Origin of the sequence: Streptomyces sp. YIM 130001 (genome assembly GCF_003574445.1) — a bacterium.
In the GTDB taxonomy this organism is placed as follows: domain Bacteria; phylum Actinomycetota; class Actinomycetes; order Streptomycetales; family Streptomycetaceae; genus Streptomyces.
Map to the genome: position 1 here is coordinate 25517 of NZ_KZ984566.1, position 23527 is coordinate 49043.

Genomic DNA, 23527 nt, shown 5'->3' on the forward strand with positions numbered 1-23527 from the left:
CTCTTTCGTGTGCGGCTGCTCAGGGGCGCTAGGGGCCCATGCCTCCGATGAAGCCGCCGCCGCCGTCATCGCCGCCGTTGTCTCCGCCCGGCGGGGCGGCCGTGGTCAGGTTGACCGTGCTGCCGGCCTTCACCTGGGTGCCGCCGGTCGGGTCGCTGGTCACGACGACGGCCTCGTCCTCGCCCGGGCCGGTGACGTTGCCGACGGTCAGGCCGGCTTCCTCGATGGCCGTCCTGGCGTCCGAGAGCTTCTGGCCGTTGACGGTCGGGACCGCCACGTCCTCGCTCTTCTTGGCCACCTTCAGGTTGACCGACGAACCCGGGTCGACCTTGGCCGAGCCCTTCGGCGTCTGGTCGACGACCTGACCCTCTTCCACGTCGTCCCGCGGGACTTCCTCGGTGGTGACGTCGAAGCCGTTGTCCTCGAGCTGCTTCTTCGCGGCCTCGAGCTTCTGGCCGATCACGTCCGGGACGCTGACCTGCTTCTTCTCCATGGCGACGACCAGGTTGATCTCGCTGCCGCGCTCGACCTCGTTGCCGGGGCCGGGGTCCTGGTCGAGCACCTCGCCGGGCGTCTCCGACGACTCCTTCTTCTCGACCTTGTAGGTGAGGTTCTTGTCGTCCAGCGTTTCCTTGGCGTCGTCGACGTCCGAGCCGATGACGTTCGGCACACCGACCTTCGGGGCGCCGGTGGAGACCACCACCTTGATGGTGTCGCCCTTGTCGACCTCGCCCGAGGTGGGGCTCTGCGAGCAGATCCGGTTCTTCGGCTGGTCGTCGCAGGGCTTCCTGGTCTCGCTCAGCTGCAGATCGCTGTTCTTCGCCTGCTTCTTGGCCGTCTGCAGGGTCTGGCCGACGAGACTCGGCACCTTCACCTGCCCGTCGTCACCGTTCCCGCTCATGAACACATTGGCGATCAGCGCCATGCCGACCAGGAGACACAGTCCAGCGAGGACGAGCAGCCAGGTCGACAGGCGGCCCTTCTTCTGCTGGCGTCGCCGGCCCTGCCCCTCGTCGTAGCCGTAGCCGCCGTCGTCCGGATTGACCGGCGGCAGCATGGCCGTCTGCTGGCCGTTCTGCGGGTTCAGCATCGCCGTCTGCTGATCGTCCGGGTGCCCGCCGTAGCCGACGGCGCCCATCGCCGCGGTCGCCGCCACCGGCTGACCGTCGAGGCAGGCCTCGATGTCTATACGCATGTCGTCGGCGGACTGGTAGCGGTAGTCCGGGTCCTTGACCAGGGCCCGCAGCACGATCGCGTCCATCTCGGGCGTGATCTCGGAGTCGAAGACGCTCGGCGGCTGCGCCTCCTCACGCACGTGCTGGTACGCGACCGCGACCGGCGAGTCCCCGACGAACGGCGGCCGCACGGTGAGGAGTTCGTACAGCAGGCAGCCGGTCGAGTAGAGGTCGCTGCGCGCGTCCACCTGCTCGCCCTTGGCCTGCTCCGGAGAGAGGTACTGGGCCGTGCCGATCACCGCGGACGTCTGCGTCATCGTCATACCGGAGTCGCCCATGGCGCGGGCGATACCGAAGTCCATGACCTTGACCTGGCCGTTGCGCGTCAGCATGACGTTCGCCGGCTTGATGTCGCGGTGCACGATGCCGTTGCGGTGCGAGTACTCGAGGGCCTGCAGGATGCCGATGGTCATTTCCATCGCACGCTCGGGCAGCAGCTTGCGCCCGGAGTGCAGCAGCTCACGCAGCGTCGAACCGTCGACGTACTCCATCACGATGTACGGGATGGAGATGTTGTCGACGTAGTCCTCGCCGGTGTCGTAGACCGCGACGATCGCCGGGTGGTTGAGCGAGGCGGCGGACTGGGCCTCACGGCGGAACCGGGCCTGGAACGACGGGTCACGGGCGAGGTCGACCCGCAGCGTCTTCACAGCGACAGTGCGGCCGAGCCGGGTGTCATGGGCGAGGTAGACCTCAGCCATGCCGCCGCGGCCGAGCACCTGGCCCAGCTCGTACCGGCCGCCTAGGCGACGCGGCTCTTCCATAGCTACCTACCAGCCCTCTCCGTCAGTCCCGACCGCACCCTTGTGGGGTCCGGCGGCGTGCTGTCCCGGGACACCGTACCGGCCACCCTGGGCAAGATCTGGCCGCAACCGAGACCTGATACAGGACCGGTACAGCCGTGACCGGCATCACTTCTTGCTGTCGATGACCGCCTGCATGACGTTCTTCGCGATCGGGGCGGCCAGGCCGCCACCGGAGATGTCACCGCGGTCCGCGTCACTGTCCTCGACGACCACGGCGACCGCGACCGGCGAACCGTCGTCGGTCTTCGCGTACGAGATGAACCAGGCGTACGGCTTCTCGCTGTTGTCGACACCGTGCTGCGCGGTACCGGTCTTGCCGCCCACCGTCGCGTCCGAGAGCTGCGCGGAGGTTCCGGTGCCGTCCTTGACGACCGTCTCCATCATGTCCTGCAGCTTCTGCGCGTTCGCCTCGGAGAGCGGGCGGCTCAGCTCCTTGGGGCTGGTCTTCGAGATGGTGTCGAGGTTCGGCGCCTTCAACTCGTCGATCATGTACGGCTGCATCAGCGCACCGTCGTTGGCGATCGCGGAGGTGACCATCGCCATCTGCAGCGGGGTCGTCGCCGTCTCGAACTGTCCGATGGACGACAGCGCGGTCTGCGGCGCGTCCATCTTCGTCGGCCAGACCGAGGCGTTCGCGCGGACCGGGATGAACTGCTCCTTGTTGAAGCCGAACTTCTCCGCGGTCTCCTGCATCTTCTCCCGGCCGAGGTCGGCGCCGACCTTGCCGAAGACGGTGTTGCACGACACCCGCAGCGCCTCGCGCAGGGTGGCGTCCTCGCAGGGCAGATCGCCCTCGTTCTTCAGCACCGTCTTCGTGTTCGGCAGCGTCCACGGCAGCGGCGAGTCCGTCTTGTCGTCCGGGCCGTCGTACTGATCGTGCTCGAGCGCGGCGGCCGCCGTGACGACCTTGAAGGTCGAGCCGGGCGGGTACGTCTCACGCAGCGCACGGTTGACGTTCGGCTTGTCCGGGTCCTTGGACAGCTCAGCCCAGGCCTTCTCGTCGTCCTTCGAGTTGCCCGCGATCTTCGACGGGTCGTACGACGGTGTGGAGGCGAGCGACAGGATCTTGCCGGTGGACGGCTCGATGGCCGCGACGGCGCCCTTCTTGTTGCCCAGGCCCTCGAAGGCGGCGCGCTGGGCGGCGCCGTTCAAGGTCGTCACCACGTTCCCGCCGGCCTGGTTCTTGCCGGTGATCATGTCGAGGGTGCGGCGGAAGAACAGCCGGTCGTCGTTGCCGGTGAGGATGCCGTCCTCGAGGTTCTCGATCTGCGTGGCCCCGTACGCCTGCGAGGCGAAGCCGGTGACCGGCGCCCACATCGGGCCGTCCTTGTACGTCCGCTTGTACGCGAAGTCGCTGCCCGTGGTCCGCTTCGACCCGGTGATCGGCTTGCCGTCGACGATGATGTCGCCGCGCTCCTGGGCGTAGCGCTCGATCAGCACGCGGCGGTTCTTCTCGTGCGTACGCAGTTCGTCGGCCTGCACGTACTGCAGCCAGTTGTCCCGGATCAGGAGCGCGAGGACGAGCAGTCCACAGAAGATCGCGATCCGGCGCAGGGGCTTGTTCACGGCCGTACCACCTGGGTCATCTCGGCGTCGGGGTTCGGGGCGGGGGCCGGGGCCGGGCGGCGGGCGGTGTCACTGATCCTTATGAGGATGCCGATCAGGGCCCAGTTGGCGATGACGGAGGAACCGCCGTACGCGACGAACGGCATGGTCATACCGGTCAGCGGAATCAACCCCATCACGCCGCCGGCCACGACGAAGACCTGGATGGCGAAGGCGGCCGACAGGCCGACCGCGAGGAGCTTGCCGAACGGGTCGCGGGCGGCCAGCGCGGTGCGCACTCCCCGCTCCACGATCAGCCCGTAGAGCAGCAGGAACGCCATCATCCCGGCCAGACCGAACTCCTCGCCCACGGTGGCGAGGATGAAGTCGGAGTTGGCGGCGAAGCCGATCAGGTCGGAGTTGCCCTGGCCGAGGCCGGTGCCGAGGACACCACCGGAGCCGAACGCCATCAGGGAGTTGGCGATCTGGTCGCTCTGCGCCATGACGGTGTCGGAGAACGGGTTCAGCCAGGCGTCGACGCGCTGCTTCACGTGCGGCTCGAACGTGGCCACACCGACCGCGCCGGCGCCCGACATCAGCAGGCCGAACACGATCCAACTGGTCCGCTCCGTGGCGACGTAGAGCATCACGACGAACAGGCCGAAGAACAGCAGGGACGTACCGAGGTCAGTCTCGAAGATCAGGATGAGCAGGCTCATCGCCCACACGGTGATGATCGGCCCGAGGTCACGCCCGCGCGGCAGGTAGATGCCCATGAACCGTCGGCTCGCGAGCGCCAGCGCGTCCCGCTTCACCATCAGGTACCCGGAGAAGAACACCGCGATGATGATCTTCGCGAACTCACCGGGCTGAATGGTGAACGGGCCGATGCTGACCCAGATCTTCGCGCCGTTCACCGCCGGGAAGAACACCGGCAGGATCAGCAGGACGAGCGCCACCGCCATCGAGATGTAGGTGTACCGCTGCAGAATCCGGTGGTCCTTGAGGATCAGCAGCACGGCCACGAACAGGGCGATACCGATCGCCGAATACATCAACTGATTCGGAGCGTCCGGCGTGAATCCGCCGAACAGGTCCTGCGCACGCTGCTGCAGCCGCTCCGACTGGTCGAGCCGCCAGATCAGTACCAGCCCCAGCCCGTTCAGCAGCGTGGCCAGGGGCAGCAGCAGTGGGTCCGCGTACGGCGCGAAGCGGCGCACCACCAGGTGGCCGACCGCCGCGAGCAGGCCGAGCCCGATGCCGTAGCCGAGCATGCCGGTCGGCACCTCGTCGTTGATGGCGAGGCCGACGTTGGCGTACGCGAAAACGGGGATGACGACCGCGAACACCAGGAGCGCGAGCTCCGTGTTACGCCGGCTCGGTGCCCCGATCGCGCCGATCGTGGACGTATGTGACGTACTGCTGCTCATGACGTGGAAATCCCCCTGCGCCTACTGCTTGCCGCACAGCGAAACCAGTTTCTTCTCGTCGTCCGAGAAGCTGGGAAGCGGTGTGGGAGTGGGCGCCTTCTTGTCGGACTTCCCGTTGCCCGAGGGCGAGGCGGGATCCGTGGGCTTCGCGGTCTGAGGGGCCGTGCCGGTCGTACCGCCGGCCTCGCCCTCGCCGGTGCCCGCGTTCTTCTCGCGCTCCTTGGCGACGCGCTCCGCTTCCTTCTCGCAGGCGCTCGCCTGCACCTCGAGCTCGCGGACCTTGGTGCGTGCGTCGTCCAGGCTGCTCTCGGTGATGCTCCCCTCGACCTGCTTGCGCTGGTACGGAGGCAAGTACTTGAGTTCGATACCGGGGTGATCCTGTTCGACCTTCGACAGATCGACCCAGCCGAGGTCCTGGCTGATGCCGCGGTACAGCGCCACATGGTCGTCCTTCGAGCCCACGTAGTACTGCGTCTGCGTCCAGCGGTAGCCCGCGTACAGACCGCCCCCGACCACCGCGAGAGCGAGCGCGATCAGCAGCGACCGCTTCAGCCACCGGCGCCGGCCGCGCGGCTGGACGAAATCCTCTTCGTCGTACGGGCCGTAGCCACCCTCGGGAACGTACGCATCCGGCTCACCGCTGCCGGGAGGACCGAAACCGCCGCCCGACGGCTGCGGAGGCACCGGACGGCCGAGGCCCGCCGCGCGCCCCGCCGGGGTCTGCATCGCACCGCCGTCGCCCGACTGCTGCTGGTTCTCCGCGACCGCGCCCACCACGACCGGGGTGTCCACCAGCTGGCCGGCCAGGGTGTCACCGCCGTCGATGTCGAGGACGTCGGCGACGATCACCGTCACGTTGTCCGGGCCGCCGCCGCGCAGGGCGAGCTGGATCAGCTCCTGCACGGTCTCCTGCGGGCCCTGATAGCTGGCGAGGGTCTCCTCCATCGTCTGGTCGGAGACAACCCCTGACAATCCGTCGGAACAGATCAAGTACCGGTCGCCCGCGCGGACTTCACGGATCGACAGATCCGGCTCCACATGGTCACCACTGCCGAGCGCGCGCATCAGCAAGGAGCGCTGCGGGTGCGTGGTGGCCTCCTCCTCGGTGATCCGCCCCTCGTCGACGAGACGCTGCACCCAGGTGTGGTCCTGCGTGATCTGGGTCAGCACCCCGTCCCGCAGCAGGTACGCCCGGGAGTCTCCGACATGCACCAGACCGAGGCGCTGGCCGGTCCACAGCAACGCGGTCAGGGTCGTACCCATGCCCTCGAGCTGCGGGTCCTCCTCGACCATCACGCGCAGCTGGTCGTTCGCCCGCTGCACGGCCTGCCCGAGCGACGTCAGGATGTCCGAACCCGGAACGTCGTCGTCGAGCTGGACGAGGGTGGAGATCACCTCCGAGCTCGCCACCTCGCCGGCGGCCTGACCCCCCATGCCGTCGGCGATGGCGAGCAACCGCGGACCGGCGTAACCCGAGTCCTCGTTGCCCTCGCGGATCATGCCTTTGTGCGATCCGGCGGCGAAGCGCAGTGACAGACTCATGCGCACCTCGCCCGTCGGCTCCGGGTACATCCGCACGGTGCCCACCCTCCGGTCGGGAGCGCGCTCCGGTCGTGTTCGACCGCGTCGGCCCGCTCACTCCGCTCGCGCTTATTCATGTCGTGGCACTACTTCCGCAGCTCGATGACGGTCTTGCCGATGCGAATCGGCGCGCCGAGCGGAATCGGGGTCGGTGTCGTCAGCCGGGCCCGGTCGAGATACGTGCCATTGGTGGACCCGAGGTCCTCGACGATCCACTGACCGTCCCGGTCCGGGTAAATCCTGGCATGCCTGCTGGACGCGTAGTCGTCGTCCAGCACAATCGTGGAATCGTGCGCCCGGCCCAGCGAGATCGTCTGGCCCTGGAGCGCCACTGTCGTGCCCGTCAGCGTCCCCTCCGATACGACCAGCTTGCTCGGCGCACCGCGGCGCTGACGTCCCCCCTGCTGCTGTCGCTGCTGCGGAGGAGGCGCCGAGGGAGCCCCCTGCTGGCGCGGCGCCGCATTCCGCCGGGAACCGCGCTGCGTGACACGTGTGCCGAACAAGTCGCTGCGGATGACCTGGACGGCCACGATCACGAACAGCCACAGGACGGCCAGGAAACCCAGCCGCATGACCGTCAGGGTCAGCTCTGACATTGCCCCCGCTTCACCCTTCGGCTTGCCGGTAAATGATGGTGGTGCTGCCCACGACGATCCGCGAGCCGTCGCGGAGCGTAGCGCGGGTGCCGTGCTGTCCGTCCACCACGATGCCGTTGGTGGACCCGAGATCCTGGATCGTAGAGGGCGTTCCGGTCCGGATCTCACAGTGCCGGCGCGAGACGCCGGGGTCGTCGATCCGCACATCGGCGTCGGTGCTGCGGCCCAGCACCATCGTCGGGCGGGAGATCTGATGGCGGGTGCCGTTGATCTCGATCCAGCGCCGCGTCTGGGCGCCGGGCACGGGAGCCGCACCGGGCTGTCCGGCCTGGGGGTGTGCAGAAGCCGGTCCGGGACCGCCACCGGGCGGCGGAGCGGCCGGCATGGGAGGCGCGGCCGACGGCGGGTAACCGTAGCCACCGCCACCGCCCGTGGGCGGCGCCGGGGCCGGCGCCGGGCCGGGACCCGGACCGGCCTGCGAGGCGCTGGACGCGAGCGTCCGGCTGCGCACCCGGTACAGCCCCGTGTCGAGGTCGTCGGCCTTCTCCAGATGGACCTTGATGGGGCCCATGAAGGTGTAGCGCTGCTGCTTCGCGTAGTCCCGCACCATCGCCGACAGTTCGTCGCCGAGCTGGCCCGAGTACGGGCTCAGGCGCTCGAAGTCGGGTGTGCTGAGCTCCACGATGAAGTCGTTCGGTACGACGGTCCGTTCGCGGTTCCAGATCGTCGCGTTGTTGTCGCACTCCCGCTGGAGGGCGCCCGCGATCTCGACCGGCTGGACCTCGGACTTGAACACCTTGGCGAAGGTGCCGTTGACCAGACCTTCGAGCCGCTGCTCGAACTTCTTCAGGACTCCCATGGGGCACCTCCTCCGGTCGTAGTCATCCTGGTACTGCTTACTGATCGTATCCACGCGCCGCGAAAACGGCTGGTTCCCCTTCTGCGGCCTGTGGATAGGTGTTGCCTCTCACACGGATCGTAGAGGGGGGCCCGAGCCAGTGTCCCGCACCCGCGATGGTCCCCTCCACGGACCGGTGCATGCACGCCCCTGCGGATGCGCTCCCCGCACACCTGCCCCTGGCCCGTCAGGGCACTTCCGGGGCCGGCCCGGGTGCGACCGGACCTTGCCTGATCGGGCTGTGGACCTGGTTGTACCGAGCTGTGGATCTTGCCTTACCGAGCTGTGGACCTGGTTGTACCGAGCTGTGTGCGAGGCCACTGAGTGACCAGCGGTCGAGAGTCGGATCCGTGCCCGCGCCCCCGTCGCAGGCGCCCGCCGACAGCCCTTCCCGACCAAAGCTGCCCGCCGGAACGGATGTGAATCCCACCTGTGCACCGTGCTAATCTTCTGGAAGTCGCCAGGCGCTCAGCCCACACTTGTGGACGAGCAGGCGGCAGCACCCAATGCGCGGGTGGCGGAATAGGCAGACGCGCTGGATTCAGGTTCCAGTGCCCGAAAGGGCGTGGGGGTTCAACTCCCCCCTCGCGCACAGCGGAGCACCGACGATTCGGTGTTCTGAGCAACGACGGAACGGTCGTCATCGTGATCACGATGACGACCGTTCCTTTTGTTGTCTCGCGGTGCCGGGCGTCGGCGTCAGCCGGCGGACCCGCTGTCCGCTGTCCGCTGTGAGGTCCCTCTCACCGCACTCGTCTCCCGCGGCACGCTCACTCACTCAGGACCTCGGCGATCTCCCACATGTGGCCCGACGGGGTAGGCGAAGGCGGCGGTGCGGCGACCCCGGGGGCGGTCGACCGGTCCGTTGAGGAGCGTCATGCCGCGGCTCTCGAGCTGGGCGCAGACCGCGTTCGCGTCGGCCACCTCGATGGTCATCAGCGACCGCGGGCCCGCGGTCGGGCCGCCGACGGCGGCGGGTGTGACGAGCTCGGGTGCGTTGGCCACCCTGAGCACGTTCACCATCAGGCCGCCGAGCTCGAACACCGCGGAGTCCTCGTTGTCGTAGACGCCTTCAAGCCGAAGACATCCGTATAGAAGGCCGCCGTATAGAAGGCCGTCCGTATAGAAGGCCTTCGTGGCGGCCAAGTCCTCGGTGAACAGGGTGATCACGCGAGCTGGTTCAGGCCCTGGATCATGCGGCCTCCTTCTCTTCTGTCCCGCGCGGCTGGTTATGGCTGGTTCTGGCCGGTCTCTCGGTGCTGTCGGTACGGATCGCCTCCCGCGTCCACGGGAGAACGCGACGGCAGGCGCGCGGGAATCACGTCAGGACCAGTCGGCGTCGGCCGTCGACGAGTTCGCGGGCGGCGTCCAGGTGGCCCGCGTGGCAGGCGGTCTCGGTGATGACGTGCAGGACGACGTCGCGCAGGATGTGAAGGTGCGGTTCGCCGAACAGGTCGCGGGGCCACCCGGCGGGCACGGCGCCGGCGGGCGTACCGGCGATCACGGCATCGGAGAGCCCGGTCTCCCTGCGATACGCGTCCAGCACGTCGCCGGCCGGCACCTCCGGAGCCGCCCGCCAGGCTTCGTCGCCACTCGTCAGGCTTCGTCGCCACCCGCCAGGATTCGTCGCCGCTCGTCAGACCGGCGATGACCTGCCCGTCCCCGGCAACGACCGCACGGAACCAGAAACGCTCCACGTCCAGCGTCAGATGCCGGACCACCCCCAGGCAGTGTCGGCCAGAGGGCAGCACGGGCCACTGCAGCGCCTCGGAACTGAGCCCGTCGAGGGTGCCGAGAACGTGGCGCCGCTGCCCTCGAGGACCCTGACGAGCGCCCTGATCTCCCCATCCTCATCCTCGCCCGGCACGACCGGCATCGGCTCGCTCGGAGTATCGGCCAAGGCCACCTCGTATCCCCTGCAGCCGTACGGGGCTTCTCCCGTGCCCGGGACGGACGACCCGGGCGACGCTCATCCAGCCGCGGATGCGGGCAGAGCTCAACGCCCGTGACGACCGCCGGACCCGAGCGCTCGTCCGCTACCTCGGCGGTGCACGTACGCGACACTGCGCCGCAGCCTGCCCCTCCGGCCGACCGGCGCGAACCGGTGCCCGCGCTCACGATGTCCTTGTACGTACTCGCCGGGAGCCGCCCGCAGCAGTGCGCACGCTTCGGACAGCGTCGAGGAGTCGGGACGGGATGCCGGTACGGGATGGAGAGCCGCGAGGAGGCGTCACGCACGAAAGGACCGCACAGGCGGCAGGACCCCAGCGGCCGAACGGGACAACGGCGGGCGTCTGACGACCGCCCTGTGGACAAGTTATCCACAGGCTCTGACGCCCTTCCCCACCCGCAGGTAGCGTCTTCCCCAGTCGAAACGCGCCACCGGCGCCGGAGCAACGGGGGAGGCGGTCCACGTGACCGAGCTCGATTCAGCAGTGCCCGCACAGCGCGAGGCAACCAGTACGCCACCTGGCACGCCCAGGCTGCCCGCCGTCCACGGCTTCGCGCGATGGCCCGCCCACGAATCCCCGAAGCGCGCCGGCAAAGCCCACCGCGACCGGGTCCCCCGCTCCGCGCACGCCGGCTTCACCACGGCCGGAGACCGCCCGGACGCCGTCACAGCCGTACGGGAGTCCAATCGCGGCCGCCTCGCCGAACTCACGCCGATACGCGTCGGGCGCATGGCCGCCGGGCCCTTCGCGTTCCTGCGCGGATCCGCCGGACTGATGGCCTTCGACCTGGCCCGCACGCCCGTCACCGGTATCGGAACCCAGATATGCGGCGACGCCCACGCGGCCAACTTCGGTCTCTACGCCGACGCCCGCGGCGGACTCGTCATCGACCTCAACGACTTCGACGAGACCGTGCACGGCCCCTGGGAATGGGACCTGAAGCGGCTCGCCGCCTCGCTGGTCCTCGCCGGCCGTGAGGCGGGTGCGGACGGCGACACCTGCCGCCGGGCGGCGCACGACGCCGTCGGCGCCTACCGCCGCACCATGCGCCTGCTCGCCAAAATGCCCGTCCTTGATGCCTGGAACGCCATCGCGGACGAGGAGCTCGTCTCGCACACCGACGCACACGATCTCGTCGGCACCCTCGACAGGGTGGCGGGCAAGGCGCGGAACAACACCAGCGGCCGCTTCGCCGCCAAGTCCACCGAGACCGCTGACGACGGCAGCCGGCGCTTCCTCGACGCGCCGCCCGTACTGCAGCGCATATCGGACGAGGAGGCGGCCGTCGTGGCCGCGGCGCTCAGCGAGTACCACGGGACGCTGCCGCCGGACCGGTGGCCGCTGCTCGCCCGGTACGCGATCCAGGACGTGGCCTTCCGTGTGGTGGGCACAGGGAGCGTCGGAACGCGTTCGTACGTCGTGCTGCTGCAGGACCACCGGGGCGAGCCGCTGATTCTGCAGGTGAAGGAGGCCAGGGCGTCCGCGCTCGTACCGCACCTGGCCGCGGCCGGTTTCAAGGCGGAGGAGACGGAGCACGAAGGACGCCGGGTCGTACTCGGTCAGAAGCGGATGCAGGTCGTCAGCGACAACTTGCTCGGCTGGACCACGGTGAACGGACTGCCCTTCCAGGTACGCCAGTTCAGGAACCGCAAGGGCAGCGTCGATCCGGCCGCGCTGTCACCTGACCAGCTCGACGACTACGGGCGGATGACCGGTGCGCTGCTGGCCCGCGCGCACACGCACAGCGCCGACCCGCGCCTGATCGGTGGCTACTGCGGCAAGAACGAGGAGCTCGACGAGGCCGTGGCCGCCTTCGCGGTCGCCTATGCCGACCGCACGGAGGCGGACCATGCGGAGCTGGTCGCGGCGATTCGGCGGGGAGTGGTGGGGGCTGAGATGGGGGTTTGAGGGGTGGGGCGGGGTTGGGGGTGAGCGGGGGAGGTGGGGGGGGGGGGGGGGGGGGGGGAGGCCCCCCCGGGGAGTGTGTTGAGCTGTGCGGCAGCAGCCCCCCGCCCTCCTTGCCCTACGCTGGACGGGTGACAACCCCGGAACCGGAAACTGAGCCTGCGCGGCCGGAGGCCCGTCTCGAGCGGGCGGTGCGCGCGGCCGAGCAGGCATTGATCGAGTTCGAGATCGCCGTGGAGACGTTCCGGGTCGAGGTGGAGAACTTCTCCCGGCTCCATCACCAGAAACTCGGGCCGATGTATGCGCGGCTCGAGGAGCTCGACGCATTGATCGCGGAGGCCAAGGCGGCTCGTAGTGGTGACGCGGAGGAGCAGCGGGTCGCGGAGGAGTTGCGGGCGCGCGTCATGCCGATGCCGGAAGTCGCGGAGTTGTTCCACGACTGGATCGACTCGGACGGTCTGTCGCCGGAGGCGGCGGCGATGCTCACCGACATGCCCGTGCAGGCGCCGAAGCGCGTGAGGCCGAGTGACGAGGCGCGTGGGCTCTTCCGCGAGTTGGTCCGCAAGGCGCACCCCGACCTTGCACAGGACGATCGTGAGCGGGAACGGCGCGACGCGTTCATGACCCGTGTGAACGCCGCCTATGCCCGGGGGGACGAGGCGTTGTTGCGGGAGCTGTCGGCGGAGTGGGCCGCGGGGCCGGTGCCGCGTGAGCAGCAGCCGACCGAGAGCGAGGAGCTGTACGCGCGGCTCGAGTGGCTGGCGCGGCGCAAGGAGATGCTGACGGTGGTCGCGCGGGATCTGGAGGAGAGTGCGATCGGGTCGATGCTGAAGATGGCGCCGGATGATCCGGACCGTCTGTTGGAGGAGATCGGCGAGCAGCTGCTTGCGCAGGTGGCGGAGCGGGAGTCGGAGTTGGCGAAGGTGGCCGACTGAGGTTCTGCTCGGGGCCTTTCCGGTGGGTGGGGTCGGGTAGCGTCGGGGGCATGGTTTTCGGTTCTGGTGTGCCCACGATCGGTGTCGGCGATATTGCTGACGGTGACGTTCTTCTCGATGTGCGGGAGGCCGACGAGTGGGAGGCGGGTCACGCGGAGGCTGCCCTGCACATTCCGATGAGTGAATTCGTGGCTCGGTACGGTGAGTTGACCGAGTCGTTGGCCGATGGTGGCCGGGTGAGTGTGATCTGTCGGTCCGGTGGGCGGTCGGCTCAGGTGGCGATGTATCTGCTGCAGCAGGGTCTGGATGCGGTGAACGTCGACGGGGGCATGGGTGCGTGGGCCGCGCAGGGGCGGCCGGTGGTGGATGACCAGGGTCGGCCCGGCGCAGTGGTCTGAGTTTTCTGTTGCGCGTAGGGCTTGTCGGGGCTGGGTGTTCCGGTCGGGTCAGCTGAGGGTGTGGGTGGCGAGGAGTTCGCCGAGGGTTTCTTCGTGTTGGGCTGCGGGGCCGAGGGACAGTTCGAGGTGTTTGGCCCAGGCGTGGTAGCGGTGCAGGGAGTAGTCGGTGTCGGCTCCGAATCCGCCGTGCAGGTGTTGGGCGGTCTGGACGACGCGGCGTACTCCGTCTGCGGCCCAGATCTTGGCGACGGCGATGTCGCCGGCGGGGGGCAGGGGGCCTTCGGCGCGGGTGGAGATCCGCCAGGCGGCTTGCCAGAGGGTGGCTTCCATGGCGCGCAGGTCGATGTAGCGGTCGGCGGTTTGTACGGCGACGGCCTGGAAGGTGGCCACGGGGTGGCCGAACTGTTCGCGTTTGCTGGTGTATTCGCTGGTCATTTTGAGGACGGCGGTGCCGAGGCCGAGGGCCTGTGCGCAGGTGCCGGTGGTGAGTAGTTCGTGGAGTTCTTCCCAGGCGTCGCCGGCGTCGATGAGGTGGGTGTCCGGTACGGGGACGGCGTCGAGGTGTAGTTCGGCCAGGCGTTCGCCGGTGGTGGAGATCTGGTCGGCGAGGTGGAGGCCGGTGGCGTCGCGGGGGATGACGGCGAGGACGGGGTGGTTCTGGGGGGTGTGGGCGGGGACGACGATGTGGTCGGCGTTGTGTGCCCAGGGGACTGCGGTCTGGGTTCCGTCGAGTGTCCAGGTGTGGTGGGTGGGGTCCGGGCTGGCGGTGACGGCGAGGGTGGCGCTGTCGTGTCCGGTGCGGCCGTGGGAGGCGACGGTGAGGACGGTGCGGCCGTCGGCGATGTGGGGCAGGACGGCTTGTTTGAGCTGGGTGCTGCCGTGGGTCTGGATGGTGAGGGCGGCGGCGCTGTTCTCGAGGAGTGGGATGCGGGCCAGGGAGGTGGCCGCTTCGCGCAGGACGAGGCAGAGGGCGATGGCGTCGAGGTCGGCGCCGTCGTGGTCGCCGGTCAGGAGCAGGCTGAGGAGGTCGGCGTCGGCGAGGCGTTGCCACAGGTCGCGGTCGAAGTCGTCGGCGACGGCTCCTGAGGTGAGGGCTGGGCTGGGTACGGCGTCGGGTGTGACGTCGGCGAAGATGGCCTTGGCTGCTTCGGCGGCGGCTTGTTGTTCTTCGCTGAAGGTGAAGTCCACTGCTTGTCCTCCCTTTTGGCCCTTCGCGTCCCGGTGTTCTTGTCCGGGCCCGTCCGGTTGCTTGGCTGACGGGCCGTCAAGATAGAACAGGTTCTATGCGAAGGGAAGGAGTGGACGGGCGAGTGGGTGGGGTGGCCGAGGGTGTGGGCCGGTGTGGTGATGGTGGGGGTCAGCGGTCGAAGTCCAACTCGACTTGCTCGGTGGTCGGATGGGACTGGCAGGCGAGGACGTACCCGGCTTCGGTCTCTTCCGGTTCGAGCGCGTAGTTGCGGTCCATGCGGACTTCGCCGGTGACGAGGTGGGCTCGGCAGGTTCCGCAGACGCCTCCTTTGCAGGCGTAGGGGGCGTCGGAGCGGTTGCGCAGGACGGCGTCGAGGAGGCTTTCGCCTTCCTTGACGGGCCAGTTGCCGGAGCGGCCGTCGAGGGTGGCGGTGAGGGTGCTGTGTGCGGGGGCGTCGGCCCGGGGTGGGCGGGGGGTGGTTCCGTCGTCGACGTGGAAGACTTCTTCGTGGATGCGGGTTCGGGGGACGCCGAGTGTCCGTAGGGCTCGTTCGGCGCCTTGGACCAGGCCGAAGGGGCCGCAGAGGTACCAGCCGGCGGTGGCGTCGACGGGCAGGAGTGCGGGCAGGAGGCGGGTCAGCCGGTCTTCGTCGAGGCGGCCGGAGGGGAGCCCGGTCTGGAGTTCTTCTCGGGAGAGCACGGTGACCAGCTGGAAGCGTTGGGGGTAGCGGTCTTTGAGGTCGGCCACTTCGTCGAGGAACATCGTCGAGGCTGCGGTGCGGTCGCTTCGTACGAGGCAGAAGGTGGCGTCCGGTTCGCGTGCCAGGAGGGTGGCGGCGATGGACAGGACGGGTGTGATGCCGCTGCCGCCGACCACGGCGGCGTAGTGCCCGGGGGTGGGGTCGAGGGTGAAGCGGCCCGCGGGTGTCATGGCGTCGAGGGTGTCGCCGACGGCGATTTCCTTGTGGGCGTAGGTGGAGAAGGCGCCGCCGTCGACGAGCCGGACGCCGACGCGCAGGGTGTCGGGCCCGGTGTCGTCGAGTACGGGTGAGCAGACCGAGTAGGTGCGGCGGATTTCTTGGCCGTCGACGGTGCTGCGGATGGCCAGGTGCTGGCCGGGGCGGTGGCGGTAGTCCTCGCGCAGTTCGGCGGGGACGGTGAGAGTGAGGGCGATCGCGTCGTCGGTGAGCCGGTCGATGTGGGTGACCTGGAGTGGGTGGAAGCGGGTGCTGCCGGCGGCCATCACAACTCCTTGAAGTGGTCGAAGGGTTCGCGGCAGCTCAGGCAGCGGCGCAGGGCTTTGCAGGCGGTGGAGGAGAAGCGGCTGAGCAGTTCGGTGTCGGTGGAGCCGCAGTGGGGGCAGGCGAGGGGGGCTGCGTCGGTTCGGGTGGGTCCGAGTGAGACGGTGACGGGGCCGGTGAAGTGCTGGGGTCTGGGTGGTGCGATGCCGAAGTCGGCGAGTTTGCGCCGGCCCTCGGGGGTGATGTCGTCGGTGGTCCAGGCCGGTGCGAGGACGGTCCGTACGGTGACGTGGGTGATGCCTTCGGCGTGCAGGGTGTGCTCGATGTCCGTGGCCATGGTGTCGATGGCGGGGCATCCGGTGTAGGTGGGGGTGAGGTCGACCTGGGCGTGGTCGGGGGAGGTGAGCCGGACGTCGCGCAGTACGCCGAGTTCGGCGAGGGTGATGACGGGCAGCTCCGGGTCGGGGACGCGGCCTGCGAGGGCGCGGAGGTGTTCCTCGAGTGGGCTGTGTGTTGCGGCAGTTGGGCGGGGTGGGGCTCCGGCCGGTGGGCTGTTCACCATGATGCCCCCGGGTGGCTGCGGTGCAGGTGCTGCATTTCGGCGAGCATGCGGCCGAATGGTTCGGTGTGGATTCCTTGGCGGCCGGCGCCTGCGGTCCAGGCGCCGCTGCGGGGGCCGTCGGGGACGGTGAGGGTGGCCCTGTGGAGGATCTGGCTGATGGAGCTGTGCCAGTCGGATTCGAGTGTGGGCAGGTCGAGTTGGATGCCTTCGAGGTCCTGGAAGAGTTCGCCGGTGTGGCGCCACAGGGTGTCGACTGCGCGTTGCATGCGGTCGTGGCTCTCGGTGGTGCCGTCGCCGAGGCGGAGGGTCCAGAGTTCGGCGTGCTCGCGGTGGTAGGCCGTTTCTTTTGCTGCTTTGGTGGCAAGTGCCTGGATTTCCAGGGCTGTTGTGCCGGCCGGGGTGGTGGCTTCGGGGAGCTCGGCTGTGGCGAGTTGGGTGTGGAGGAGGTGCTGGTAGGTGGAGAAGTACAGCTGGCGGGCGATGGTGTGGGCGAAGTCGCCGTTCGGCTGTTCGACCAACTGGGTGTTGCGGAAGGCTCGTTCCTCGCGGAGGTAGGCGAGTTCGTCCTCGTCGCCCAGGAGTGAGTACAGGACTCGGGCCTGGCCGAGGAGGTCGAGGGCGATGTTGGCGAGGGCCACGTCCTCTTCGAGTACGGGTGCGTGGCCGGCCCACTCCCCCAGGCGCTGCGCGAGGATGAGGGCGTCGTCGGCGAGTGCGAGGGCCCCGGGGGTTGTTGTGCGGGGTGGTGTGGTGGGTGCGGTCACAGGTGCTGCACCCCCTCGGGGATCTCGTAGAACGTGGGGTGGCGGTACGGCTTGTCGCCGGCCGGTTCGAAGAACGGGTCCTTCTCGTCCGGTGAGGAGGCGGTGATGGCGGTGGAGGGCACGACCCAGATGGAGACGCCTTCGCTGCGGCGGGTGTAGAGGTCGCGGGCGTTGTGCAGGGCCAGTTCGGCGTCCGGGGCGTGCAGGCTGCCGGCGTGGGTGTGGGTGAGCCCGCGGCGGGCGCGTACGAAGACCTCCCACAGGGGCCATTCGGTTGTGCCGGTCATGCCGTTTCCTCTCCGGGGGTGGTGCTGCTGCGGTGTTTGGCGGCGTGTGCGGCGGCTGCTTCGCGGACCCAGGCTCCTTCGTCGTGTGCTGTGCGGCGCTGGGTGATCCGTTGGTCGTTGCAGGGGCCGTTCCCCTTGAGGACCTGTTGGAATTCGGTCCAGTCGATGGGGCCGAAGTCGTAGTGTCCGCGGCTCTCGTTCCATACGAGGTCGGGGTCGGGGAGGGTGAGGCCGAGGCTTTCGGCCTGGGGGACGGCGATGTCGACGAAGCGCTGGCGGAGGTCGTCGTTGGAGTGGCGCTTGATTTTCCAGGCCATGGACTGGGCCGAGTGCGCCGATTCGTCGTCCGGCGGGCCGAACATCATCAGGGACGGCCACCACCAGCGGTTGACCGCGTCCTGGGCCATGTCGTGCTGGGCGGGGGTTCCGCGGCTGAGGGCGAGCAGGGATTCGTAGCCCTGGCGCTGGTGGAAGGACTCTTCCTTGCAGATCCGCACCATGGCGCGCGCGTAGGGGCCGTAGGAGCAGCGGCAGAGGGGGACTTGGTTGGTGATGGCGGCGCCGTCGACGAGCCAGCCGATGGCGCCGACGTCGGCCCAGGTGAGCGTCGGGTAGTTGAAGATCGACGAGTACTTCTGGCGGCCGGTGTGGAGTTTGTCGAGCAGGTCGTCGCGGCTGGTGCCGAGGGTTTCGGCTGCGCTGTAGAGGTAGAGGCCGTGGCCTGCTTCGTCCTGGACCTTGGCCATGAGGATGGCTTTGCGGCGCAGGGACGGGGCGCGGGTGATCCAGTTGGCCTCGGGCTGCATGCCGATGATCTCGGAGTGGGCGTGCTGGGCGATCTGCCGGACCAGGGTTGCTCGGTAGGCGTCGGGCATCCAGTCGCGGGGTTCGATGCGCTCGTCGGCGGCGACGGCGGTGTCGAACGCGCCGGCGTGGTCCACGGTGGCCGTTGCCATGCCTGGTCCCCTGTCTCTTCTGCGGTTGTCCTTGGCGCGGTGGTCGGTGTGGTCGGTGCGGGCGGGTTCGCTGTGGTGCTTCGGCTGCGGCTCCCGCCTCTGCTCCCGACCGATCGTTCGGTTCGTGAGTTTCAATGGTGAGACCCACGGCCTTAACGTGTCAACCCTGTGGATAACCTCGGGGACCCTGTGCCGGGAGGCAACGTCTGAGTAGCGTTCCGGGGCGAGGTGGCGGCAGCGCGGACGCGCAGCACGGGAACGGGGCGGAATGGACGCGGAGGCCTTGGACGAGGGCCGGGGCGAGGGCACACATGCCTTGCCCGGGCCCGCCGTGCCGGGCGGGGGCGAACGGGACAGCGGGATCGGCGGGCTCTCGCTCCCGTATCAGATAGCCGCGGTGGTCGCGCTCGCTGCGGTGCTGGTCGTCGCCTGTGTGCACGTCACCATGGTGTTCCTGCATGTCGCGCCGGCCAATGCCGTGACGAAGCAGCACGGCGAAGTCGTCGGCGACTGGATCTACCCCGAGTTCGAGCAGAACTGGAAGCTCTTCGCCCCCGATCCGCTGCAGCAGAACGTCGCGGTACAGGCCCGTGCAGAGATACGGACGTCCGGCGGCGGGACGCGTGAGACCGGCTGGTTCAGCCTCTCGGCGCGGGACGGTGCCGCCATCGACGGCAATCTGGTGCCCAGCCATACGCAGCAGAACGAACTGCGCCGCGCCTGGGACTTCTACACCTCTTCGCACGACCGCAAGGACCGGGCGAACGGCCTGCGGGGTGACCTCTCCGAGCGCTATCTGCGCCGGGTGGTGGTGCTCCGGCTGTCGCAGGCGCTCGAGAACGAGCCCTCGGGTCCCGACGGCGGCACCCTCACACGGCTGCGGGTCCGCTCGTCCACCGTGAACGTCCAGCCGCCGCCGTGGAGCGACGAGAAGGTCGACAGCAAGCCTGTGTACCGCGAGCTTCCCTGGTGGACGGTGCCCTCCGACGATCTGGAGGTGCGGAAGCGGTGAGGCGTATCGACCGGCTGCTCGCGCGCCTCGCGGGCGGGGTGGAGCGTGTGACGGCATCGGCGCTCGGCCCGTACCAGAGTGCCGTGGTCCGGATCGGGTTCGCGGCGACCTGGCTGCTCTTCCTGCTGCGCGAGTTCCCGCACCGGCATCGGCTGTACGGTCCGGACGGGCCCTGGAGCTGGCACCTGGCGCAGCAGCTGATCGCGGACAACGGGTCGTTCACGGCTCTGATGTGGTCCGACAGCGGCGGCTGGTTCGAGATCGTCTACGTGCTGTCGATGCTCAGCAGCTTGCTGCTGATGCTGGGATGGCGGACCCGGACGATGTCGGTCCTGTTCATGATCGGTGTGCTGTCGCTGCAGAACCGGAGCGTGTTCGTCGGGGACGGCGGCGACAACGTCATCCACCTCATGGCGATCTATCTGGTGCTGACGCGGTGCGGGCAGGTCTGGTCCCTGGACGCGCGTCGCGCGGCACGCGCGCGTGGAGGTGCCGCCCGCCCCGCGGAAGCCGGGCTCGCGGTGGTCGCCCGCCCCGCGGAAGGCGGAACTGCGGAGGTGGCAGGGTCCGCGGAAGCCGGATCTGCGGAAGCAGCCGAAGGCCCGCGTGCCACATCGGCCGCACCGGTGGACAGAGTCGGCCCCGTGCTGTGGTGGCTCTGCGGACTCGCCCTGTCCGTGGTGACCTTCATGGGCGAGCTCAGTTCGGGCTGGAGCCTGGTCTTCTGGGGGCTCTGGCTGGTGCACGCCGCCTGGTGGGCGCTCGGTCGCTACGCGCCGGGCAGCGAACCGCGGGCCCTGTTCCGCATCGTCACCAACCTGGTCCACAACGCCGCACTGCTCGTGATCATGGCGGAGGCCTGTCTGATCTACGCGACGGCGGGCTGGTACAAGATCCAGGGCGGCCGCTGGCAGGACGGCACCGCCGTGCACTACCCGCTCCACCTGGACTACTTCTCACCGTGGCCCGCGCTCGGGGAGCTGCTGGTGTCCAGCGCTGTGCTGCTCACCCTGGTGACGTACGGAACGGTCATCGTCCAGGTCGCCTTCCCGTTCACGCTCTTCAACCGCCGGGTGAAGAACGTGCTGCTCGCCTTCATGATCGTCGAGCACGCGGTGATCGCCGTGGTGCTCGGACTGCCGTTCTTCTCGCTCGCGATGATCGCCGCGGACGCCGTCTTCCTGCCCACGTCGTTCCTGCGCCGTGCCGGGCGCGGGGCGGCGCGCTGCCGTGCCGCGGTGCTGTCCGCAGGACGGTGGCCGGCCCGCCGGGTGGACGGCGTACGGGAGGACGGCAAGGATCGACGCGGTGAACGCGGGAGCGAGGCGGCCGAAGGGAACGGCGACGGCGGCGGGACCGAGGACCACGCGCGCGTAGGCTTCACTCCGTGAACGCGGCACGAGGCGACGAGGCGGACGAACAGGACCGGGCGGACGCCGGCCACGCGTCCGCCGGGGCCACCGCGGACGCCGATGACGCGGTACGCCGCTGGACCGCGCTGCGCGACGGCGCGGTGCTGCTCGACGGATTCCACGCCCTCAAGCACGCCCTGCGTTTCGACGCCCGTATCGCCGTGGTCCTGACCAGCGACCTGGACGGCGTACGCGCACTGGCCGACGAACTGGCCCCCGACGTCACCGAGGCCGTCGCCGAACTGGCCACGCAGGTCCCGGCCGACGCGCTGCGCGCGCTGGTCCCGCGGGCCCACCCGACCGGGATCGCGGCGCTCGCCGCTCGTCCCGCGCGCGCCGACCACCTCGCGGCTCTCTCCCGTACGCCCCGCACCGCCCCCGTCGTCGTCCTCGACAACCCGCGCAACCTGGGCAACGCGGGCGCCGTCATCCGTCTCGCGGCCGGCTTCGGCGCCACCGGCGTGGTCACCACCGGGCCCCTCGACCCCTGGCATCCGAACGTCGTACGCGGCGCGGCCGGACTGCACTTCGCCACCGCGGTGGAGCGCCTGTCCGTGGCGTCACTGCCCGACGGACCGCTCTACGCCCTCGACCCGGACGGCAAGGACATCCGCTCCTTCGAGCTGCCGGACGACGCCCTGCTCGCCTTCGGCTCGGAGCGCAGCGGCATCACCGACGAACTGCGCGCGCGGGCCGACGCTCTGGTGTCGCTGCCGATGCGCCCGCAGGTGTCCAGCTACAACCTGGCCACCAGCGTGGGCATGGCCCTTTTCCACTGGTCGGCGGCCGGCGGACGCTGACAAGCCGGCCCCGGCCGCCTCCCGCAGATACGTCACATCGCCGCGCGAGCACCGGCCACGCGCGCGTACGTCGAGCACCGGCCACGCGCGCGTACGTCACGCCTCCCGGCGCACCTCGACCACCCGGAAGCGGTTGGCGACGAACGCGCCGTCGCACAGTGCCGCGTTGGCCGCGGGGTTGCCGCCCGAGCCGTGGAAGTCGGAGAACGCCGCGGTCTGGTTGACGTACACCCCGCCCGTCAGGTTCAGCGAGAGCTGGGCGCACTCCTCGAAGCAGACCTCCTCCAGGGCGCGCTCCGTGTCCGCGGACGTGGTGTACGCGGCGACGGTCATCGCACCCTTGTCGCGGACCGTGCGGCGCAGCAGCTCGACCGCGTCCGCCGTCGAGTCCACGGCCACGGCGAACGACACCGGCCCGAAGCATTCGTCCAGGTAGACCGATTCGGCGTCCGGCTTGCTGCCGTCGAGCTTGACGACGGCGGGGGAGCGTACGACGGCGTCCGGGAACTCCGGGTGGGTGATCTCGCGGGCGGCCAGGGCGATCTCGCCGAGTCGGGGTGCACCGTCGACCCGGGCCTTGACGTCCGGGTTGACCAGGGCGCCGAGGAGGGCGGAGGCCCGGGCGTCGTCGCCGAGCAGGCCGCTCACCGCGTCCGAGAGGTCACCGACCACCTCGTCGTAGGTCTTCGGGCCGGCGTCGGTGGTGATGCCGGCGCGGGGGATCAGCAAGTTCTGCGGGGTGGTGCACATCTGGCCGCTGTACAGCGAGAGGGAGAACGCCAGGTTGGCGAGCATGCCGCGGTAGTTGTCGGTCGAGTCGATGACGACCGTGTTGACGCCGGCTTTCTCCGTGTAGACCTGGGCCTGGCGGGCGTTGGCCTCGAGCCAGTCGCCGAAGGCGGTGGAACCCGTGTAGTCGATGATCTTCACTTCGGGGCGCAGGGCGAGGGTCTTGGCGATGCCTTCCCCGGGCTGCTCGGCGGCGAGCGCCACGAGATTGGGGTCGAAGCCCGCTTCGGCGAGCACCTCGCGGGCCGCGCGCACGGTGAGGGCCAGTGGCAGTACGGCCCGCGGGTGCGGCTTTACCAGGACCGGGTTTCCGGTGGCCAGGGAGGCGAAGAGGCCCGGGTAGCCGTTCCAGGTGGGGAAGGTGTTGCAGCCGATGAGCAGGGAGATGCCGCGGGGGACCGGGGTGAACTGCTTGTTCAGGTTCAGCGGGTCGCGCTTGCCCTGGGGCTTGCTCCAGTGGGCCGCTTCGGGGGTGCGGACCTGGTCCGCGTACGCGTAGGTGACCGCTTCGAGGCCGCGGTCCTGGGCGTGCGGGCCGCCGGCCTGCAGCGCCATCATGAAGGCCTGGCCGCTGGTGTGCATGACGGTGTGCGCGAACTCGTGGGTGCGCGCGCTGATCCGCGCCAGGATCTCCAGACAGACCACGGCCCGCACCTCGGCGCCGGTGTCGCGCCAGGCCGGGACGGCCGCGCGCATCGCGGGCAGCAGGACGTCGATGTCCGGGTGGGGGTACTCGATCCCCAACTCGAGCCCGTAGGGGGAGACTTCGCTGCCCGTCCAGGCGTCGGTACCCGGCTGGTCGAGATCGAAGCGGTGGCCGAGGAGGGCGTCGAAGGCGGCCTTGCCCTCGGCGGCGCCGAGGGTGCCGTTCTCCCCGTAGGCCTTGGGGTGCTCCGGGTGCGGGGACCAGTACGCCCGGGTGCGGATCGTTTCGAGCGCCTGGTCGAGTGTGGGGCGGTGCTTCTCGATCAGGTCGTGAGCGGTGAGCTCGGCGGCCATGACGGACCAACTCCTCAACGGACCGGCTCCTCTTCGAGCCGGCGGGCCGGGCAGGTATGGGTGGTTGTCGCTGGTTACGGGGTGCGGGCAGTGGTCGGCGGTCGTGTGCCGTGGCGGCCGGGCGTCGTGCGGGTCCCGTGCTCCAGGGCTCGGGCCGGTGGCGGGAACGACGGTGCTGCGGGTCGACCGGACGGCTAGAGTTAGCGTAACCGAACGATCGGTCGGGACAAGGGGGT

21 protein-coding genes, 1 tRNA gene and 1 pseudogene are annotated in these 23527 nt (G+C 69.5%); 7 read left to right on the top strand and 16 right to left on the bottom strand.

Translation table 11 applies throughout. The features are described 5' to 3' along the window. Positions 1-28: 28 nt before the first annotated feature. The 6 genes from pknB to DSC45_RS28810 form a co-directional block, all read right to left on the bottom strand. On the bottom strand, positions 29-1999 hold the full coding sequence (gene pknB / locus DSC45_RS28785; RefSeq protein WP_119294913.1) for a Stk1 family PASTA domain-containing Ser/Thr kinase: 1971 nt from the start codon (positions 1997-1999) through the stop codon (positions 29-31). Between the two features lie 147 nt (positions 2000-2146). Beyond that, positions 2147-3607 carry a peptidoglycan D,D-transpeptidase FtsI family protein gene (locus tag DSC45_RS28790; protein WP_119294914.1) on the bottom strand — a complete coding sequence of 487 codons (1461 nt, stop codon included), beginning with the start codon at positions 3605-3607 and terminating at the stop codon, positions 2147-2149. Continuing rightward, entirely contained in the window at positions 3604-5016 is a 1413-nt protein-coding gene (locus DSC45_RS28795; protein ID WP_119294915.1) for an FtsW/RodA/SpoVE family cell cycle protein, read from the bottom strand. The genes DSC45_RS28790 and DSC45_RS28795 overlap by 4 nt, the downstream gene beginning before the upstream one ends. 21 nt (positions 5017-5037) lie before the next feature. Then, complete coding sequence (locus DSC45_RS28800; RefSeq protein ID WP_240434897.1) at positions 5038-6558, bottom strand: Stp1/IreP family PP2C-type Ser/Thr phosphatase; 1521 nt, start codon at positions 6556-6558, stop codon at positions 5038-5040. Between the two features lie 125 nt (positions 6559-6683). Beyond that, a complete protein-coding gene (locus DSC45_RS28805) occupies positions 6684-7193 on the bottom strand; it encodes an FHA domain-containing protein FhaB/FipA (protein WP_119294917.1) in 510 nt (169 codons plus the stop codon). A 10-nt stretch (positions 7194-7203) separates the two neighbouring features. Beyond that, complete coding sequence (locus DSC45_RS28810; protein WP_119294918.1) at positions 7204-8052, bottom strand: FHA domain-containing protein; 849 nt, start codon at positions 8050-8052, stop codon at positions 7204-7206. A 547-nt stretch (positions 8053-8599) separates the two neighbouring features. Between DSC45_RS28810 and DSC45_RS28815 the strand changes: the two genes are divergently transcribed. Continuing rightward, positions 8600-8683: transfer RNA gene (locus DSC45_RS28815), tRNA-Leu, on the top strand. 182 nt (positions 8684-8865) lie between these two features. On the opposite strand, the gene DSC45_RS28820 is transcribed toward DSC45_RS28815, so the two are convergent. From DSC45_RS28820 to DSC45_RS36645, 3 genes and pseudogenes are all read right to left on the bottom strand, one after another. Next, positions 8866-9261 carry a VOC family protein gene (locus tag DSC45_RS28820; protein WP_205571458.1) on the bottom strand — a complete coding sequence of 132 codons (396 nt, stop codon included), beginning with the start codon at positions 9259-9261 and terminating at the stop codon, positions 8866-8868. Between the two features lie 148 nt (positions 9262-9409). After that, positions 9410-9637 carry a mycothiol transferase gene (locus tag DSC45_RS36640; protein WP_240434898.1) on the bottom strand — a complete coding sequence of 76 codons (228 nt, stop codon included), beginning with the start codon at positions 9635-9637 and terminating at the stop codon, positions 9410-9412. A gap of 118 nt (positions 9638-9755) precedes the next feature. After that, positions 9756-9842, bottom strand: a pseudogene (locus DSC45_RS36645) (hypothetical protein); the annotation flags it as partial. 684 nt (positions 9843-10526) lie between these two features. On the opposite strand from DSC45_RS36645, the gene DSC45_RS28830 reads away from it, so the two are divergent. The 3 genes from DSC45_RS28830 to DSC45_RS28845 all read left to right on the top strand — a co-directional run bounded on the left by DSC45_RS28830 (position 10527) and on the right by DSC45_RS28845 (position 13281). Next, the gene (locus DSC45_RS28830) at positions 10527-11951 is read left to right on the top strand and encodes a DUF2252 domain-containing protein (protein WP_240434907.1); all 1425 of its coding nucleotides are present in this window, start codon (positions 10527-10529) and stop codon (positions 11949-11951) included. Between the two features lie 128 nt (positions 11952-12079). Next, a complete protein-coding gene (locus DSC45_RS28840) occupies positions 12080-12883 on the top strand; it encodes a hypothetical protein (RefSeq protein WP_119294920.1) in 804 nt (267 codons plus the stop codon). 50 nt (positions 12884-12933) lie between these two features. Continuing rightward, entirely contained in the window at positions 12934-13281 is a 348-nt protein-coding gene (locus tag DSC45_RS28845; RefSeq protein ID WP_119295012.1) for a rhodanese-like domain-containing protein, read from the top strand. Between the two features lie 48 nt (positions 13282-13329). Here DSC45_RS28845 and DSC45_RS28850 read toward each other — a convergent pair whose 3' ends face one another. The 6 genes from DSC45_RS28850 to paaA form a co-directional block, all read right to left on the bottom strand. Further along, the gene (locus DSC45_RS28850; protein ID WP_119294921.1) at positions 13330-14469 is read right to left on the bottom strand and encodes an acyl-CoA dehydrogenase family protein; all 1140 of its coding nucleotides are present in this window, start codon (positions 14467-14469) and stop codon (positions 13330-13332) included. Between the two features lie 169 nt (positions 14470-14638). Beyond that, a complete protein-coding gene (gene paaE / locus DSC45_RS28855; RefSeq protein ID WP_119294922.1) occupies positions 14639-15712 on the bottom strand; it encodes a 1,2-phenylacetyl-CoA epoxidase subunit PaaE in 1074 nt (357 codons plus the stop codon). After that, entirely contained in the window at positions 15712-16272 is a 561-nt protein-coding gene (gene paaD, locus DSC45_RS28860; RefSeq protein ID WP_119294923.1) for a 1,2-phenylacetyl-CoA epoxidase subunit PaaD, read from the bottom strand. Before paaD ends, paaE begins: the two co-directional genes overlap by 1 nt. Beyond that, positions 16266-17036, bottom strand: coding sequence for a 1,2-phenylacetyl-CoA epoxidase subunit PaaC (paaC, locus tag DSC45_RS28865; RefSeq protein WP_119294924.1), 771 nt, complete (start codon positions 17034-17036; stop codon positions 16266-16268). The genes paaD and paaC overlap by 7 nt, the downstream gene beginning before the upstream one ends. Beyond that, positions 17033-17323, bottom strand: a complete 291-nt coding sequence (gene paaB, locus DSC45_RS28870; protein WP_119294925.1) for a 1,2-phenylacetyl-CoA epoxidase subunit PaaB — start codon at positions 17321-17323, stop codon at positions 17033-17035. The genes paaC and paaB overlap by 4 nt, the downstream gene beginning before the upstream one ends. After that, entirely contained in the window at positions 17320-18279 is a 960-nt protein-coding gene (paaA, locus tag DSC45_RS28875) for a 1,2-phenylacetyl-CoA epoxidase subunit PaaA (protein WP_119294926.1), read from the bottom strand. The genes paaB and paaA overlap by 4 nt, the downstream gene beginning before the upstream one ends. Positions 18280-18547: 268 nt before the next feature. Between paaA and DSC45_RS28880 the strand changes: the two genes are divergently transcribed. The 3 genes from DSC45_RS28880 to DSC45_RS28890 all read left to right on the top strand — a co-directional run bounded on the left by DSC45_RS28880 (position 18548) and on the right by DSC45_RS28890 (position 21503). Next, the gene (locus DSC45_RS28880; RefSeq protein WP_240434899.1) at positions 18548-19291 is read left to right on the top strand and encodes a DUF5819 family protein; all 744 of its coding nucleotides are present in this window, start codon (positions 18548-18550) and stop codon (positions 19289-19291) included. Beyond that, positions 19288-20682: an HTTM domain-containing protein gene (locus tag DSC45_RS28885; protein ID WP_119294927.1), complete on the top strand. Its 1395-nt coding sequence runs from the start codon at positions 19288-19290 to the stop codon at positions 20680-20682. Before DSC45_RS28880 ends, DSC45_RS28885 begins: the two co-directional genes overlap by 4 nt. Before the next feature lie 107 nt (positions 20683-20789). Beyond that, entirely contained in the window at positions 20790-21503 is a 714-nt protein-coding gene (locus DSC45_RS28890; RefSeq protein ID WP_119295014.1) for a TrmH family RNA methyltransferase, read from the top strand. A gap of 96 nt (positions 21504-21599) precedes the next feature. On the opposite strand, the gene paaN is transcribed toward DSC45_RS28890, so the two are convergent. Next, positions 21600-23291 (bottom strand): phenylacetic acid degradation protein PaaN, encoded by a 1692-nt coding sequence (paaN, locus tag DSC45_RS28895; protein ID WP_119294928.1) that lies wholly within the window; start codon positions 23289-23291, stop codon positions 21600-21602. Positions 23292-23527 lie beyond the last annotated feature (236 nt).